The sequence below is a fragment of the Salibacter sp. genome (assembly GCF_031581065.1).
In the GTDB taxonomy this organism is placed as follows: Bacteria; Bacteroidota; Bacteroidia; order Flavobacteriales_G; family Salibacteraceae; genus Salibacter.
In genome coordinates this window covers 1-15,431 of the sequence record NZ_JAVLBN010000047.1, presented here as the reverse complement: position 1 = coordinate 15,431, position 15,431 = coordinate 1, and the positions used below count along the sequence as shown (strand labels likewise).

Below are 15,431 nucleotides of genomic sequence, written 5' to 3'. Positions count from 1 at the left end.
TATGAGAATGGGTACTTGCTCTTTTATGGAATTGGCTTCCATAACGGCTCATTCGACTCAACTATTTTATTTCTCGATTACGTGGATCAAACAGTTTCGTACGATATTCCATTATGGCAATATACTTCTACTGGGGACCACGAAATTGGCTTTTTGTATTCGTATGAAAATGATGTTTTTTTACAAACGACAAAACGGGAAGGGGATATAAACAACTGGATTAGACAAAGACATTTTTGGAGGATCAACATTCCTGAAAACTGGCAAAATCAAAAAAGGGAAGTTGAACTTTCTCCCAAATTGAAAATTTTTCCCAATCCGACTAAAGATTATGTTATCGTTGAAACATTGACTGAAAGTGAATTAACCATTTTTAGTTCAACTGGGCAGCTCATTAGGAAATTGGGTTTAAATATCGGTCAGAACCGGCTATCCCTCACTGGAGTGGCGAGCGGAGTTTACTTCTTGCGCAATGATTCTGAATTCATGGGGACTGAAACTCATAAACTGATAATAAGATAATTTGTAATTGGACTGGTGTTTGTATATTTACAGGAGGACTTCAAAAACCATTAAAATGAAATACTTTGTATTACTTGTTTTTAGCCTACTTTCGATAAGTGCATCTGCTCAATCGTTAATTTACAATATTCAGGACCCCAATGCAAAAACCGAAAAAACATTTGATAACGGTGCACTCCACGTTAGCAAAATGGTCGGTTCTGATCTTCGAATAGATTCTATTACTCCAAACGGGCAAATCATAAACCTGAAGCAATTTCCACTCAGGCAAGATACGCTATTACATGGAAGAAATGAGTTTGTCGGCTACGACTATGAAGATGGAAAAGGAGTTTTAACTACCTATTCTTTATCTCCTGATATTTCGTTTACCCAGCAATATGTAAGGCTTTTTAAACACGATGATAATGGAGGTTTTATCTGGCAAAAAGATATTACGCCAACAAGTACAAATCGCTTCATTGAATCCTATATTCCTTTTTGGAGAAATGACACTGTAATGCTCTATGGAAACTCTAACTGGGAAGGAGATTGCCATAGTGAGGTTTATTCAGTATTTCTCGATGAGTTTGGCAATAAACTGGATTATCAAAACCTGAGTAATTGCGGAGATAACATGCCGTATTTTAGGGACAACTACATGATCGTAAAACGAATTGGAGTATGTCTGTGTCACGATCAGCCAAATGAACCGGAAGGCTTTAGTACTTTCAGCAACAACGGAGTTATTCAAGAAACATTTGAAGTAGAAAAATGGTACTTTGATGGGTTTGATTATCTCAAAGGAGCATCTTTAAGCCCAATTGACGCTGAGCATGTCTATGGAGCAGTTGCTGATGAAGATGACGTTATTAGATTAGAAAATATTCTAATTACTCATCAGGGTCAGAGTAATCAAAAATGGGAAAAACTCGACACCATTCTCAATTACGGGAACAACCAAAGCGGAAACAATCACACTTACCAAATCACCCCATTTGGAAATGGTTACCTGGCGTTCATCGGTCAGTCAACTACAGGATTTGCCGGTAGTACAGAATATTACTACAACACGAATTTGAGACTCATTGAACTCGATCATAACTTCAACGAAGTTCAGGAGTTGTGGAATAGTAATGTAAGTGGTCAAACAGATGCCGGTTCTTTCAGTACTGATGTTACACCTTCAGGTGATAAAAATATTTATTTGAAAACTGACAGTAAAGTGGGAAACTCAACCAGCTATTCAAGCTCTAAAAGATTTGTGAGGCTCGGTGTTCCATCTGTTTTAAATTCTTCTAAATCAATCATTGAAGACAATAGTGTTCAGGTTTATCCCAATCCGGCCAATGATAGAGTTGTTATCAAAGGTCTTTCAGCGGGGAAATACAAGTTTTACGACATTGCCGGAGTACTGGTCAAAGAAGGTCAAATTAATGCTGAGGTTTCAAATGTAGATGTTACAGATCTCACTCCCGGAACTTACATTGTAAAGACAGTACAAAACAGCAAGACCCAACACACGAAATTGATCGTAAAATAATTCTTTATCAACATATTGAAAATAAATTTTTTGGGTTATTCTGATTTAACAGCGTCAAATTCAATAGTTTTTCTATTTTTGCAGCCCTCAAAAACGTTGCCTTCATGAAATTATCGCAATTTAAGATTGACGTTCCCAATGAGCTTGTAGCTCAACACCCTGCTCAAGAAAGAGACGAATCGCGTTTAATGGTAGTCAACCGAAAGGAAGGCACCATCGAACACAAAATGTTCAAGGACATTGTGGATTACTTCGGTGAAGGTGATGCCATGGTCATGAACGATACCAAGGTGTTTCCGGCTCGTCTTTATGGGAACAAAGAAAAGACCGGAGCGCGTATTGAAGTTTTCCTTCTGCGCGAACTCAATAAGAAAAGTCGCCTGTGGGATGTATTAGTAGATCCTGCTCGTAAAATTAGAATAGGAAATAAGCTCTATTTTGGAGAGGATGACAGCCTTGTAGCCGAGGTTATCGACAACACCACTTCACGTGGGCGCACACTTCGTTTCCTTTTTGACGGTCCTTATGAGGACTTCAAAAAGACAGTGCACACACTAGGTGAAACACCACTTCCAAAGTACATCACACGTCCTGTTGAACCAGAAGACGAAGAGCGCTTCCAAACGATTTTTGCTGAGAAAGAAGGTGCCGTAGCAGCGCCAACAGCAGGCTTGCATTTTAGTCGGAACCTGATGAAGCGCCTCGAGCTCCACGGAGTTGAGTTTGCTAATCTAACACTCCATACCGGTTTGGGAACATTCCGCCCGGTTGAGGTTGAGGATCTGACCAAACACAAAATGGATTCTGAAGAAGCCTTCATCAATGAAGATTGTGTGAAAAAAGTCAACGCAGCTAAACGCGATAAAAAACGTGTTTGCGCGGTCGGAACCACGGTTATGCGAGCTCTAGAGTCATCAGTCTCAACTGACGATTATCTCAAGCCGTTTGAAGGGTGGACGAATAAATTTATTTTTCCTCCTTACGAATTTAGTATTCCAGATTCGATGATCACAAACTTCCACAACTCTGAAAGTACGCTTCTCATGATGGTTGCAGCTTTTGGAGGATATGATTTAATCATGGAAGCATACGAAACTGCAATAAAAGAAAAGTATCGTTTTTACGCTTATGGCGATGCGATGCTCATAATTTAAATAACATTAGTAACTAGTTGTATAAGCTGTTCGTATCTTGCGGACAGCTTTTTTAGTTTTTATGGATCAGCAGGTTAAGCCAAATATCAGAGATTTAAGTTTCGATAAACTCGATAAATTACTGTCAGAACGTGGTGAAAAACCATTTCGCGTAAAGCAGATAAGCGAGTGGCTTTGGAAGAAGCACGCCCGCTCGTTTGATGAAATGACCAATTTATCAAAATCGACTCGTGCCTGGCTCGGATCTGAATATGACATCAAAAGAGTTGAAGTTGCCGAAGAGCAAAAAAGCGAGGACGGAACGATTAAAAGTGCATTCAAACTTCCCGATGGCCACATTGTGGAAGGAGTGCTTATTCCGGCTGAAGGGCGAATGACGGCTTGTATCTCTTCTCAGGTTGGTTGCAGCTTATCGTGTGCGTTTTGTGCTACCGGAACCATGAAAAGGATGAAAAACCTGAGTGGGTATGAAATTTACGATCAGGTTGTAAACATTGCCAGGCAGGCCGAAAAATACTACGATCATCCGTTAACCAACATTGTTTTTATGGGAATGGGAGAGCCTTTGATGAATTTCAAAGGGATGATAGAAAGTATCGAGTATTTGACGTCAGAGAAAGGTTTGGGGATGTCTGCTAAACGAATTACAGTTTCAACTGCGGGAATCGCTCGTATGATTAAACGAATGGCTGACGAATGTCCAAAAGTGAATTTAGCACTCTCACTTCACGCAGCCAGCGAAGAGAAACGCGATAAGATCATGCCCATTAACCAGTCAAACTCTCTCGATTCATTAGCTGAAGCACTTTCCTATTACCGCAGCAAAACCAGGGCAAATCTCACTTATGAGTATATTGCTTTTAAGGATTTCAACGATTCAATTGAAGATGCTAAAAACCTTGTAGGTTTTTGTCGAAAAGTTCCGGCTAAAGTGAACATTATCGAGTACAACCCTGTTGATCACGCAGATTTTGAAAGGCCTTCAATACAAAAAGTGGATGCTTTTGCAGCATTTTTGGAAGCTAACGATGTTCGGGTTACTATCAGACGCAGTAGGGGAAAAGATATCGATGCGGCTTGCGGACAGCTCGCTAATAAAAACGATGCAGTAAAAAAAGCATAAAAAGCCCACTTAAAATGTTTCAGCCTGTTTTTTAGCGATTATATTTGTTGGCACACAGAAGCATAGCATTATTGATTTTAATGAATGCCTTAACGGCATGGAATATTAAATGGCATTACTCGAAGAAATAAAGGCGCCTATTAAATCTGAAATGGAAACGTTTGAAAAAAAGTTCAGGCATTCCATGAAAAGCTCGGTACCTTTATTGGATAAAATCACGCATTACATTATCAAGCGAAAAGGGAAGCAAATGCGTCCTATGTTCGTTTTTCTCTCGGCAAAACTTGTGGGAGAGGTCAATGATTCAACCTATAACGCTGCTTCGCTCATTGAGCTATTACATACGGCTACTCTCGTTCATGATGATGTTGTGGATGATGCCTATGAACGCAGGAGCTTTTTCTCGATCAATGCACTTTGGAAAAACAAAATAGCGGTTCTCGTTGGTGACTACTTATTGTCGAGAGGTTTGTTGTTGAGTGTTGACAAAGGTGAGTTTGACCTGTTGAGGTTGGTGAGTAATGCTGTGAGAGAGATGAGTGAAGGCGAGCTTCTTCAAATGGAGAAGACACGCAAACTCAATATTGACGAAAAAATCTATTTTGACATTATCCGGCAAAAAACAGCAACTTTAATTGCAGCTTGTTGCGCAACTGGGGTAGCTTCAAACAAGGAGGATGACGAAACGATTCAGCGAGCTAAAGACTTTGGTGAAGCTGTGGGGATTGCGTTTCAAATCAAGGACGATCTTTTCGATTATGGTGATGGCTCTAAAATTGGAAAGCCTACCGGAATTGATATCAAGGAGAAAAAGACAACTCTTCCTTTAATCTATGCACTCAATAATGCTGATAATTCAACACGTAGAGGATTGATTTACAAAATCAAGAATCAGAATAACAACGACAAAAAAGTTAGGGAAGTCATTGACTACGTGAAGGAAAGTGGCGGAATTGAATATGCCCGCAAAACGATGATGGACTACGTTGATAAGGCGCTGAGTATTCTTTACACTTTTCCTGAGAATGATGCGCGCAATTCTCTCGAGCAATTAGTCGATTACACAGTTAACAGGAAGAAGTGATTTCGGCTCTGACCGAAAAGTAAAAAGCCCCATCTTTCTTTGATGAGGCTTAGTAGAGATTAATCAATTACTCCAAGATCTTTTCCAACCTTTTTAAACGCTGCTATAGCTTTATCGAGGTGTTCACGTTCGTGAGCTGCTGATAGCTGAACGCGAATTCTAGCTTGCTCTTTCGGAACCACGGGATAAAAGAATCCTATTACGTAGATTCCTTCTTTCAGGAGTCCGTCAGCGAATTTTTGTGAGAGGGCAGCATCGTAAACCATGATGGGGACAATTGCTGAGTCTCCGTCTTTGATTTCGAAGCCGGCACTTTTGATGTTTTCTTTGAAGTAGTTGATGTTTTCTTCGAGCTTATCACGCAAGTGAGTGCTTTCGCTCAACAGATCAAAAACAGCTATGGATGCACCAACGATTGATGGAGCTAGTGAGTTTGAGAAAAGATAAGGGCGTGAGCGTTGACGCAGCAGGTCAATAATTTCTTTTCGGCCGGTTGTGAAGCCGCCCATTGCACCGCCAAGTGCTTTACCGAGTGTTCCTGTGATAATATCAACACGACCCATTACATCTTTTAGTTCGTGCGTACCGCGACCTGTTTTACCAATAAAGCCGGTTGCGTGACATTCATCAACCATCACGAGGGCATCGTATTTTTCTGCTAAATCACAGATTTTATCGAGTTGTGCTACGTAGCCGTCCATCGAGAAGACACCATCAGTCACGATAATCTTGAAACGAGCTCCTTCAGCATCCTGAAGTTGCTTTTCGAGATCTTCCATGTTGTTGTTCTCGTAGCGGTAACGCTGAGCCTTGCAAAGGCGCACACCGTCAATGATAGATGCGTGATTGAGTGAATCTGAAATGATTGCATCTTCTTTGGTAAGAAGCGGTTCAAAAATTCCACCGTTTGCATCGAAAGCAGCAGCGTACAGAATTGTATCCTCTGTTCCCAGGAAGTCTGCAATTTTTGATTCTAGCGTTTTGTGGATGTCCTGCGTACCGCAAATAAATCTAACTGATGACATTCCGAACCCGTGCGTGTCGAGCGTTTTGTGCGCTGCCTCTATCACTTTAGGGTGCGAGCTAAGTCCCAGATAGTTGTTTGAGCAGAAGTTGAGTACTTTTTCACCCGTTGAGATCGTGATCTCAGCGCCCTGCTCAGAGGTGATGATGCGTTCATTTTTATAGAGTCCGTCAGCTTTTATCTGTTCGAGTTCTGACTGTAAATGTTCTTTGAGTTTTCCGTACATAACCATTCTATTTTGTGCAGGAACAAATATAGGGAATGGAAAGTTGGGAGCTTGAAAATGTGAAACTGAAAGGAAAGAAATTGAGTTTATGAAATTAATTAACTTTGATAATTGGCTAAAAGGAAGTGAAAATGGATGCTACTCTTCAAATTAAAAGTGATTTAATCTCAAAGATTAAAGAATCTAAAGACTTAAAATTATTGAAGGCTATTCAAGCTATATTCGATGCATCAGAACAATCTCCTTATCAATTGTCAGATGAACAGAAAGAGGCTATTGAAATTGGCAGGAATCAAATCAAAAATGGTGAATATTCTACCAACGAATCAGTAATGGCAGAAATGAGGGAATGGCTGAAAAAGAAATAGTTTGGTCTAATATAGCTAAAATTGAATTGCAGAAAATTCTCGATTTTTATTATGAGAGAAATAAATCAATCACCTACAGTTTGAAGCTTCTCAAGGAAACAGAAGAGTTATTAGACAATATCTCTCAAACAGAATTCATTGGTCGTTTAACTGCTAATCAAAAATACGTGTTATTCCACTAGGAGAATATGAAATAAATCAAAATTCTATTGAAGTTATTTCAATACGGCATAATAGGCAGTTGTTCACAAATTAAGATGAACAGAGAAGACAATTACACTCTGTATCACTGAAGTGTCTAATTCCTACAATTTTGCTATTCTTTCGATCTGCCCTAGAAAGAATTCTCATTAATAGATCATCTTCTTTATTTTCGAGATATCTTCTAATGGCATAAGAACAAAGATCTGCAATTTGAACTAAACCCGTTAGTTCTGAATTTACAAATAAAGGAGTCTCTATTATTTTGTCTATTCGTGTCCAGAATGTACCGTGTCTATGAAAGCTTTTCATCAATTCAGTGTGTTTTTTTGATACAGTTTCATTATTGTCGTGAATCAAAGCACCATAAACATTCCTATTGGATCTACTTTTGGAGACTATTTGTAAATATTGCTCAAATCTTGAAACAACCTGCTCAAAAGACTGTTCATCAACAGTCAACACTGCTCTAGAAGGGTCGAAGTGAATTTTATCGATACACTCAGCAAATAGTCTAGCAAATGACCATTTTCCTACAATATCAGCCAATTCTTGAAGTAGATTTAGTCTCTCAACCTCCGACAGGTGGATGTAGGGATCTGTCTTTTTGTAATTTTTTTTAGTCTGTCTATAGTGAGACTTATTTCCAGCCTTTTGAAGTTTCAAGAGCTCTCGGTTCCGGTACTTTTCTACCTCCCTTCTTCTATCAGCGTAGTTTAAAGTATCAAAATTTGCGATTTTGGATTGCTCAATATAACGCCTAGCTATCCATGCAGTATGAATTTCGTGATTTAGCAAATTGTATTTTTGCTTGACATTGTTGATTTGACGGTCACAAAACTTCCATCGACTTATTGGAATTGAAAGACCTGCAAGTACATAATGACTTGTATTCCCTGGAATTTGAGGAACCCCTGATTCGTCTATGTAGCAGAAGTAAACCAAAAGATATAAAACAAAAAAAGCGACTGGTATCGGGGAACTTCCCCTAGTTGAGACGCTTGGCGACTCATCCCAGACGCAACTTCAAAAGTAAAATAAAAACAGTTGTCAACAAAAAATTTTTGCAAGTCGGCTTTAATCACGCTCCGGTTGGCCGTTAACGGAAGACAGAGAAACCTGTCGTTTCTTTACAATACCGGTGGGCGAAGCCACCCAGTATTTATTAAAACCGGATAGTGAAAAGCCATTTAAAATATGAGAATAAGTTGTTAGATATCAGTTTACTGATCACTCAGCAACTTTTCTTTCTTGATAATCGCAGCCAAACTACTGCGCTTTAAGATTTCTACGGTTTCGTTTCGAACTTCATAAAAAACCTGCCTGATACCGCAAGTTGCTTCATCAATGCATTCCTCACAACGTTCGTAGTATTTGTAAGTGACACAGGGGAGGAAGGCTATGGGCCCGTCAAACAGGCGCATCACATCAGCGAGATTGACTTCCTCGGGAGTTTTGATGAGGTAGTAGCCGCCACCACGACCTTTTTTACTGCTCAGTATTCCGGCATTTTTCAGATCCAGTAATATGGACTCTAAAAATTTTTGTGGAATATTTTCCTGCTCTGAGATATCGCTGATCAAAATCGGTCCTTTCTCGTATTGCTTTGCGAGATGAACGAGTGCGTTGATTGCGTATTTAGCCTTTTTTGAGAGCAATTTTCAGATTTTGGTCAAAGGTATAAGAAAAGATAAAGGCTCCCACATGCGCAGGAGCCTTTACAATCAAAACTATTTTAGGAAGGATTAAACTACTCCCTGATCCATCATAGAATCAGCAACTTTCACAAAGCCTGCTATGTTAGCACCTTTGACGTAGTCGATTTTTCCTTTTTCTGTTTTTCCGTAGTGAGCTGTGGCAGCGTGAATATCACGCATAATCTTGTGAAGTTTTTCGTCAACTTCTTCAGATGTCCAGCTCAGGCGCATAGAGTTTTGTGTCATCTCAAGTCCTGATGTTGCCACACCACCGGCATTTGATGCTTTACCCGGAGCAAACATAACTCCGTTGTTTTCGAAGTATTCAACCGCTTCAGGAGTTGTTGGCATATTAGCACCTTCAACTACAGCTTTAACACCGGCTTTCACAAGACTCTCAGCATTGCTTTCGTCCAGTTCATTTTGGGTTGCGCATGGAAGAGCCACATCGATTGAATCTACAACATCCCAGGGGCGTGCTCCTTCGAAGTACTCAACATCAAACTTCTCAGCATATTCTTTAATTCTGCCGCGTTTGTTGTTTTTCAGATCCATCAGGAATTCGAGTTTTTCAGCGTGAATTCCATCGTGATCGAGGATTGTTCCTGAAGAGTCAGAGGCCGTGACAACTTTTCCACCGAGCTGATTTACTTTTTCGATAGCGTATTGCGCAACATTTCCTGATCCTGATACGGCTACTTGTTTTCCTTTGATACTGTCATCGTGGTGGTTGAGCATTTCTTCTGTGAAGTAAACTACACCGTAACCGGTAGCTTCGGGTCTGATCAAAGAACCTCCCCAGTTTCTTCCTTTTCCGGTAAGAACACCGGTGAATTCGTTTCTCAATCTCTTGTATTGACCAAACATGTAACCGATTTCGCGACCACCAACACCAATGTCTCCTGCCGGAATATCAGTATCAGGTCCAATGTGACGGGATAATTCAGTCATGAAAGACTGGCAAAAGCGCATTACTTCGCCATCAGTTTTTCCTTTGGGATCGAAGTCGGAACCACCTTTTCCACCGCCCATTGGAAGTGTAGTGAGTGCATTTTTGAAAATCTGCTCAAATCCAAGGAATTTCAATATCGACTGGTTCACTGAAGGGTGAAAACGGAGCCCACCTTTGTACGGGCCAATTGCCGAATTGAACTCTACGCGGTACCCGCGGTTTGTTTGGATCTGACCATTATCATCAACCCATGGTACTCGGAATGTGATGATTCGCTCAGGTTCAATCATTCGTTCAAGGATGTTCGCTTCCTTGTACTCAGGATTGTCCTCAATGAAAGGAATAATGGTTTCAACAACCTCTCGAACCGCTTGCATAAATTCTGGTTCGTGTGAGTTTTTGGTTTTCACTTTTACCATAAACTCGTCAACGAGGGCTTCGTGTTTTGCTGATGACATACTTAAATGCTTTTAATTTTATGGGCAAATCTATGCTTTTTTTTGTCATTTAAAGATCGTCTATGAGCCCTTTGCTATCAAAAGCTTTAGCAATTTGTTAAATCAGTTGAGTTGGTACATTTTGCCCGGTAGAGATTTGATCAATCCATTCATTTCAAGGTTGAATAAATGGGTGCTTATTTGGCTTGTGCTTTTGTTCAATTCGAGTCCTATTTCATCAAGGGCTAACTTTTTGTCTTTGAGGATATCTAAAATAGCCTGTTCTTCATCATTCAGCTCAACAAATAGCTTTTTCTGAACCTTCTTTTTCTTTTTAGATTTTTCCCAACCCATTTGATACTCAATGTCTTTTACATCTTCAATAAGTGCTGCCTGGTGAGACTTAATGAGGAAGTTGCAACCCCGGGAGTTGTTGTCGATTGATTTTCCGGGAAAAGCAAACACATCTCTGTTGTATTTAAAGGCGAGCTTACCTGTAATGAGTGAACCGCCCTGTAGCCTGGATTCCATCACGAGTGTAGCATCGCACAATCCGGCAATTATCCTGTTGCGCTCGGGGAAGTTGCCCATATCAGGATTTGTTCCGCTCCAGTAATCAGTGATCAAACCACCATTTTCGAGCATTCGTTTGGCTGTTTGGGTATGTTCTCTCGGGTAAATCCTGTCGAGCCCGTGAGCCAGTACAGCTGCTGTTTGCAGGTTGTTTTCCTGAGCTGTTCGGTGAGCTGTTATGTCAATCCCAAAAGCCAGTCCGCTGATGATTGTGACATTGTGTTGGGCGAGTTCTGTCACGATTTTTTCTGTTTGCTCTCTGCCGTAAGGAGTAGCCTTGCGTGTTCCCACAACAGCTACCATTTTTTCTGCGTTCAGATCCATCAATCCTTTTGTGAATATGCACAGTGGAGCATCTTTGCAAAATTTAAGCCTGCGCGGGTATTCACGGTCAGTGATGAAATGAACCTGAATATTGTGTTTATCGATAAAGTTCAGTTCTTGCTCAGCTCTTTTCAATGCTACGTTATCAGCCAGGTTGTTGACGATTCGCTCAGTAATTTTACTGATTTTAACGAGTTCTTTTTTTGGAGCTTTAAAAACTTCCCTTGCCGATCCGTACTCATCAAGGAGGGAACGGCCTATTGATGGGCCAATGTGAACGGTTTTGGCAAGTGCAATTTGGTAGAGTGTTTCTTCTGTGAGTGGCATTTGAAAAAGTTTTACGGTTAAAAGTAAGGATTTTGTTTTTATTTTGACATATTCCCGGCTGGAATTTAACGTCTTGTAAGATCGCACTAAAATTGGTTGACCACAACGTTTAATTTTCATGAATTATTAACCTATTTTCGCATTATGCAACCTGTTGAGGAACATATCTACAATTTGCTTTTTGATCACGACTGTGTGGTGCTGCCCGGTGTAGGTGGTTTTTACACTGTTCAGTCTTCAGCTAAGCTAAAATCAGGTAATCACAAGATTGATCCTCCCGGGAAGTTCGTGGCGTTTAACAAGGATTTGCGTCACAATGACGGGTTGCTTATCAATACCATTTCTTCATCTGAGAATATCGATTATGAAAAGGCAAAGCAAGTTGTACAAGACTTTGCTCAACCCTTAGAAACAGCCATTCGCAGGCGAGAGGGATTTGCCTTAAACGGATTGGGGACAGTTCATTTTAACAGTGAGGGCAGCCTTCAGTTTGAAGCTGATAAAACGGTGAACTTTGATCGCGATTCATTTGGTCTTGAATCAGTAATTGCACGGCCTGTTTCTGTTAAAAGTTCTTCTGCAGTTGAGTCACGGTCAGAGCCGGAACCCGAAACTTCTCGTTCCACTTCATGGAAGCGCGTTGCAGCCGCAGCAGTGTTATTACCCATCGTGGGGTATGGTGCGTGGTTCCTTACCGCTACTGATGTCCTCAAGCCAGATTATAAGTTTCATACCAGTGATCTGAATCCGTTCACTGATAAGATTTGTGAAGTTTATCATCCTAGATCGGGAAGTGTTGACTTGAGTTTTGAGGAGATAAAGTCTCAAAAGAACTTCGATGATTTCATTCTTGTTGAGGATGGTCGAACGATTCCGGTAGCTGATGGAAAGCCTGCTGGGTCAGGATCTGACCGAAAAACAACAAAAAATCAACGTGGGAATTATCACCTGATTGTTGGGTGTTTTGGCGAAAAGCGAAATGCTGAACGCTACATGAACAAGCTGACAAAGCTCGGTTATGATCCGTACATTGTTGATGTGAAAAACGGGTTATTGAGAGTTAGCGCTGAAAACCTAACGAGCCGATCAACTGCTGAAGAGTCATTATCAAAGGTGAAAACTGAAGTTCAGTCTGGCGCCTGGTTACTCACAAAATAATTCCTGAGCATAAAAAAAGCCGATCCTAAGATCGGCTTACAGTGTTGTAAAGCACTTTTTATAAGTAGTGCTTGAGTAAACTCGAGTTTGCTTTCTTTCTCAAGCTTCTCAATGCTTTTTCTCTTATTTGACGAATGCGCTCGCGGGTTAAGCCGAGGCTGTTTGCGATTTCTTCAAGCGTCATTGGTGTTTCACCGTTTAGGCCAAAAGATAATCTCACAACATCAGCTTCACGTTGCTTGAGTGATACGAGTACACGCTCAATGTCTTTGCAAAGTGACTCGCGCATCAATGTATCAGATGGGTGAGATGAATTTTCGTTTGTGAGTACATTTAAAAGACTGTTTTCTTCACCTTCAATTAAAGGAGCGTCAACAGAAACTTGCTTTTGACTGTAAGTGAATAGATCAGCAACATTGTTTGAGTTGCTTTCGAGCAAATCGGCAATTTCTTCATTTGACGGGGGCCTTTCGTGAGTTTGCTCGAGTTTAGAGTAAGCGTTAGCAATTTTTTGAATTGCACTTACTTTGTTGAGTGGAAGGCGAACAACACGTGAGTTTTCAGCGATAGCTTGCATAATGCTTTGACGAATCCACCAAACTGCATAAGAAATGAACTTAAAACCTTTGGTTTCATCAAACCTTTTAGCAGCAGTAATGAGTCCGATATTACCTTCAGCGATAAGATCTTCAAGTGTTAAACCGTGACCCTGATACTGTTTTGCTACTGAAATTACGAACCTCAAGTTCGCATTGACCAAACGGTTGAGTGCAATTTCATCGCCTTGTTTAATGCGTACCGCTAAGGAAACCTCCTCTTCAGGAGTTACCATTTCCTCTTTTGATACATCACTAAGATACTTGTCGATTGATTTGCTATCCCGATTGGTTAACTGTTTCGTAATTTTTAACTGACGCATGTATGACCTTTTATCGTTTTAGAATCTTTGAAAATACAATAAAATTTTGTTCTTCAACAAGTTTTTGTTGAAAAAAGCTCCTCGTAAAAACGAGGCGGCAAAACTACTTAATAATTTAATACTGGTCTAAAAAAATATTATCCTCGCAGTTTGTCCAGCAGGTTATTAAGTTTTTCTGCTTCATTTACGGAGAGTGTATGAAATTGTTGTTGAAATTTTTGAAATTCTTCATCTAATACCTTTAACAGGTCTAGCCCTTTATCGGTAATAGCGATTTCTTTTTGGCGCCTGTCATACTTGCTTGTGGTTCTAATAATGAGTTCCTTGTCGAGTAATTTATCTACCAGTCGCGATGCATTTGAATTTTTGTCGAGCATTCTGTTGCTGATCAATCCAATGCTTGACGGATCTGGGTGTTGGCCGCGCAGAATTCTCAATACGTTGTATTGTTGTTGTGAAAGGCCTCGGGGTTTTAAGAACTTCAAATGAGCTCCGTTGAGCCAACTGGAGGTAAAGAGTATGTTAACTAAAAGTTTTTCGTATTCCGTTTTAAACTTTTTCTGTTTAATTTCATCCTCTAATTTCATAACTCATTTGCGTATTTTAGCTTGTCCACTCAGCCAATCATTTTTTGTTTGTACCTACAAAATACATCATTGAAGATAACAAATAAACAAAATATTATAAACCTAAGTTTGGGTTATTGAAAATCATTTAGTTGAAAACGATGGAACACGTAAATATTACAGTTAGAGGAAAAGTTCAGGGTGTATTTTTCAGGAAGTCTACCCAGGAAAAGGCTTACGAACTTCAAATTTCAGGTTATGTTCAAAACGAACGTGACGGCTCTGTTTACATAGAGGCTGAAGGCGAAAAAGAAAAAATTGATGAGTTTATCGAGTGGTGCAAAAAAGGGCCTAAAAATGCTGAGGTTACTGAAATAAAAACCCGTAAAGGGAATTTTCAGAATTACGAGGATTTTGAAATTGCTTATGTGTAGATGAGTGGAGTTTAATGGTTAACGTTTAATGTTTAAGGGTTGGGAGTTGGGAGGTCAAGGTTGAGGTTGAGGTCGAGCCCCGTTCCTTGCGTCACGAGCTTTTAGTGCTGACCAGAGCGTCAGTAGGTCTAAGTTCATCTAGTCTTTGACTGAGGTCAAAGAGCAAGATTCACTAAGAGTCGAGTGCATTCTAATGTTGGTTTCGGGTTGTTGTGTGGTTAAGGTGTTAATGTGTTTGGTGTTTGGAGGTTTGGGAGTTTGAATGATGAGTGATGAATTTGGGTTTAAAGTTTATAAGTGAGTCACGGGGGTCGCGAAGTAGACACAAAGCTCACCAAGATTTTATAAATACTTTGTGTTCGCTGTGGATTCTCAGGGTTCTTTGTGACGTGAATAACGCAGCGGTCGCGGAGTCAGTTTGATGTTAGCTCTGCAGATAACGCGGAGGTCGCAGCGTGTTCGCTGTCGCTAACGGTTGGATATGGGTTTGGTGTTGGGAAGTTTGGTGTTTGTTTAGCCAACCAGAGTTGAGGTCAAGGTCAAGGCTGAGGTCGAGAGCGTTCTAATGATCCTTTTATGGGACTTTTAGTCAGCATTCAAGATAAATATTAATGTGCCTTGAAGTGAAAACTCAGGCTCTCTTCAATTCAATAACAGTAATTTCTGGAGGCATACCAACTCTGCCGGGGAAACCGATGTACCCTATTCCGCGGTTGACGTAGAGTTTTTGTTTCCCTTCAGTATATTCACCGGCCCATCTCGGGTATTTGTACTTGACAGGGCTCCATTTGATATTGCCTAATTCCACGCCAAACTGGGC

16 protein-coding genes and 1 pseudogene are annotated in these 15,431 nt (G+C 40.4%); 9 read left to right on the top strand and 8 right to left on the bottom strand.

Annotation, left to right across the window (positions count from 1 at the left end):
- The 5 genes from RI557_RS09830 to RI557_RS09810 form a co-directional block, all read left to right on the top strand.
- A partial coding sequence (locus RI557_RS09830) for a T9SS type A sorting domain-containing protein (RefSeq protein ID WP_310683515.1) occupies nucleotides 1–522 on the top strand: 522 nt, incomplete at its 5' end.
- A 55-nt stretch (nucleotides 523–577) separates the two neighbouring features.
- On the top strand, nucleotides 578–2,044 hold the full coding sequence (locus RI557_RS09825; protein ID WP_310683513.1) for a T9SS type A sorting domain-containing protein: 1,467 nt from the start codon (nucleotides 578–580) through the stop codon (nucleotides 2,042–2,044).
- A gap of 104 nt (nucleotides 2,045–2,148) precedes the next feature.
- Complete coding sequence (queA, locus tag RI557_RS09820; protein ID WP_310668680.1) at nucleotides 2,149–3,198, top strand: tRNA preQ1(34) S-adenosylmethionine ribosyltransferase-isomerase QueA; 1,050 nt, start codon at nucleotides 2,149–2,151, stop codon at nucleotides 3,196–3,198.
- 61 nt (nucleotides 3,199–3,259) lie between these two features.
- A complete protein-coding gene (gene rlmN, locus RI557_RS09815) occupies nucleotides 3,260–4,321 on the top strand; it encodes a 23S rRNA (adenine(2503)-C(2))-methyltransferase RlmN (protein WP_310668682.1) in 1,062 nt (353 codons plus the stop codon).
- A 109-nt stretch (nucleotides 4,322–4,430) separates the two neighbouring features.
- The gene (locus RI557_RS09810) at nucleotides 4,431–5,405 is read left to right on the top strand and encodes a polyprenyl synthetase family protein (protein WP_310668683.1); all 975 of its coding nucleotides are present in this window, start codon (nucleotides 4,431–4,433) and stop codon (nucleotides 5,403–5,405) included.
- A gap of 59 nt (nucleotides 5,406–5,464) precedes the next feature.
- On the opposite strand, the gene kbl is transcribed toward RI557_RS09810, so the two are convergent.
- Nucleotides 5,465–6,655 (bottom strand): glycine C-acetyltransferase, encoded by a 1,191-nt coding sequence (kbl, locus tag RI557_RS09805; protein ID WP_310668684.1) that lies wholly within the window; start codon nucleotides 6,653–6,655, stop codon nucleotides 5,465–5,467.
- Between the two features lie 131 nt (nucleotides 6,656–6,786).
- Between kbl and RI557_RS09800 the strand changes: the two genes are divergently transcribed.
- The gene (locus RI557_RS09800; protein WP_310683511.1) at nucleotides 6,787–7,023 is read left to right on the top strand and encodes a hypothetical protein; all 237 of its coding nucleotides are present in this window, start codon (nucleotides 6,787–6,789) and stop codon (nucleotides 7,021–7,023) included.
- Complete coding sequence (locus tag RI557_RS09795) at nucleotides 7,005–7,205, top strand: hypothetical protein (RefSeq protein ID WP_310668686.1); 201 nt, start codon at nucleotides 7,005–7,007, stop codon at nucleotides 7,203–7,205. The genes RI557_RS09800 and RI557_RS09795 overlap by 19 nt, the downstream gene beginning before the upstream one ends.
- A 70-nt stretch (nucleotides 7,206–7,275) precedes the next feature.
- Here RI557_RS09795 and RI557_RS09790 read toward each other — a convergent pair whose 3' ends face one another.
- The 4 genes from RI557_RS09790 to dprA all read right to left on the bottom strand — a co-directional run bounded on the left by RI557_RS09790 (nucleotide 7,276) and on the right by dprA (nucleotide 11,534).
- The gene (locus RI557_RS09790) at nucleotides 7,276–8,169 is read right to left on the bottom strand and encodes a DUF3800 domain-containing protein (protein ID WP_310668687.1); all 894 of its coding nucleotides are present in this window, start codon (nucleotides 8,167–8,169) and stop codon (nucleotides 7,276–7,278) included.
- A gap of 278 nt (nucleotides 8,170–8,447) precedes the next feature.
- A complete protein-coding gene (locus tag RI557_RS09785; RefSeq protein WP_310668688.1) occupies nucleotides 8,448–8,882 on the bottom strand; it encodes an Rrf2 family transcriptional regulator in 435 nt (144 codons plus the stop codon).
- 87 nt (nucleotides 8,883–8,969) lie between these two features.
- Nucleotides 8,970–10,331, bottom strand: a complete 1,362-nt coding sequence (gene gdhA / locus RI557_RS09780; protein ID WP_310668689.1) for an NADP-specific glutamate dehydrogenase — start codon at nucleotides 10,329–10,331, stop codon at nucleotides 8,970–8,972.
- Between the two features lie 102 nt (nucleotides 10,332–10,433).
- Nucleotides 10,434–11,534, bottom strand: coding sequence for a DNA-processing protein DprA (gene dprA / locus RI557_RS09775; RefSeq protein WP_310668690.1), 1,101 nt, complete (start codon nucleotides 11,532–11,534; stop codon nucleotides 10,434–10,436).
- Between the two features lie 144 nt (nucleotides 11,535–11,678).
- Between dprA and RI557_RS09770 the strand changes: the two genes are divergently transcribed.
- Nucleotides 11,679–12,692 carry an SPOR domain-containing protein gene (locus RI557_RS09770; protein ID WP_310683509.1) on the top strand — a complete coding sequence of 338 codons (1,014 nt, stop codon included), beginning with the start codon at nucleotides 11,679–11,681 and terminating at the stop codon, nucleotides 12,690–12,692.
- Between the two features lie 58 nt (nucleotides 12,693–12,750).
- On the opposite strand, the gene RI557_RS09765 is transcribed toward RI557_RS09770, so the two are convergent.
- Both RI557_RS09765 and RI557_RS09760 read right to left on the bottom strand, forming a co-directional pair.
- Nucleotides 12,751–13,611, bottom strand: a complete 861-nt coding sequence (locus RI557_RS09765) for an RNA polymerase sigma factor RpoD/SigA (protein ID WP_310668692.1) — start codon at nucleotides 13,609–13,611, stop codon at nucleotides 12,751–12,753.
- Nucleotides 13,612–13,748: 137 nt separating this feature from the next.
- Entirely contained in the window at nucleotides 13,749–14,198 is a 450-nt protein-coding gene (locus tag RI557_RS09760) for a MarR family transcriptional regulator (protein WP_310683507.1), read from the bottom strand.
- Between the two features lie 140 nt (nucleotides 14,199–14,338).
- Here RI557_RS09760 and RI557_RS09755 point away from each other — a divergent pair, with 140 nt between their 5' ends.
- Nucleotides 14,339–14,611: an acylphosphatase gene (locus RI557_RS09755; protein WP_310668694.1), complete on the top strand. Its 273-nt coding sequence runs from the start codon at nucleotides 14,339–14,341 to the stop codon at nucleotides 14,609–14,611.
- 631 nt (nucleotides 14,612–15,242) lie between these two features.
- On the opposite strand, the pseudogene RI557_RS09750 reads toward RI557_RS09755, so the two are convergent.
- A pseudogene (locus tag RI557_RS09750) lies at nucleotides 15,243–15,431 on the bottom strand (metallophosphoesterase); the annotation flags it as partial.

Bases quoted from the DNA above. Each gene is read 5' to 3' on its own strand.
- gdhA (WP_310668689.1), bottom strand. From the start codon at position 10,331: ATGTCATCAGCAAAACACGAAGCCCTCGTTGACGAGTTTATGGTAAAA.
- RI557_RS09800 (WP_310683511.1), top strand. From the start codon at position 6,787: ATGGATGCTACTCTTCAAATTAAAAGTGATTTAATCTCAAAGATTAAA.
- rlmN (WP_310668682.1), top strand. From the start codon at position 3,260: ATGGATCAGCAGGTTAAGCCAAATATCAGAGATTTAAGTTTCGATAAA.
- dprA (WP_310668690.1), bottom strand. From the start codon at position 11,534: ATGCCACTCACAGAAGAAACACTCTACCAAATTGCACTTGCCAAAACC.
- RI557_RS09825 (WP_310683513.1), top strand. From the start codon at position 578: ATGAAATACTTTGTATTACTTGTTTTTAGCCTACTTTCGATAAGTGCA.
- RI557_RS09770 (WP_310683509.1), top strand. From the start codon at position 11,679: ATGCAACCTGTTGAGGAACATATCTACAATTTGCTTTTTGATCACGAC.
- queA (WP_310668680.1), top strand. From the start codon at position 2,149: ATGAAATTATCGCAATTTAAGATTGACGTTCCCAATGAGCTTGTAGCT.
- RI557_RS09810 (WP_310668683.1), top strand. From the start codon at position 4,431: ATGGCATTACTCGAAGAAATAAAGGCGCCTATTAAATCTGAAATGGAA.
- RI557_RS09765 (WP_310668692.1), bottom strand. From the start codon at position 13,611: ATGCGTCAGTTAAAAATTACGAAACAGTTAACCAATCGGGATAGCAAA.
- kbl (WP_310668684.1), bottom strand. From the start codon at position 6,655: ATGTACGGAAAACTCAAAGAACATTTACAGTCAGAACTCGAACAGATA.
- RI557_RS09755 (WP_310668694.1), top strand. From the start codon at position 14,339: ATGGAACACGTAAATATTACAGTTAGAGGAAAAGTTCAGGGTGTATTT.
- RI557_RS09760 (WP_310683507.1), bottom strand. From the start codon at position 14,198: ATGAAATTAGAGGATGAAATTAAACAGAAAAAGTTTAAAACGGAATAC.
- RI557_RS09795 (WP_310668686.1), top strand. From the start codon at position 7,005: ATGGCTGAAAAAGAAATAGTTTGGTCTAATATAGCTAAAATTGAATTG.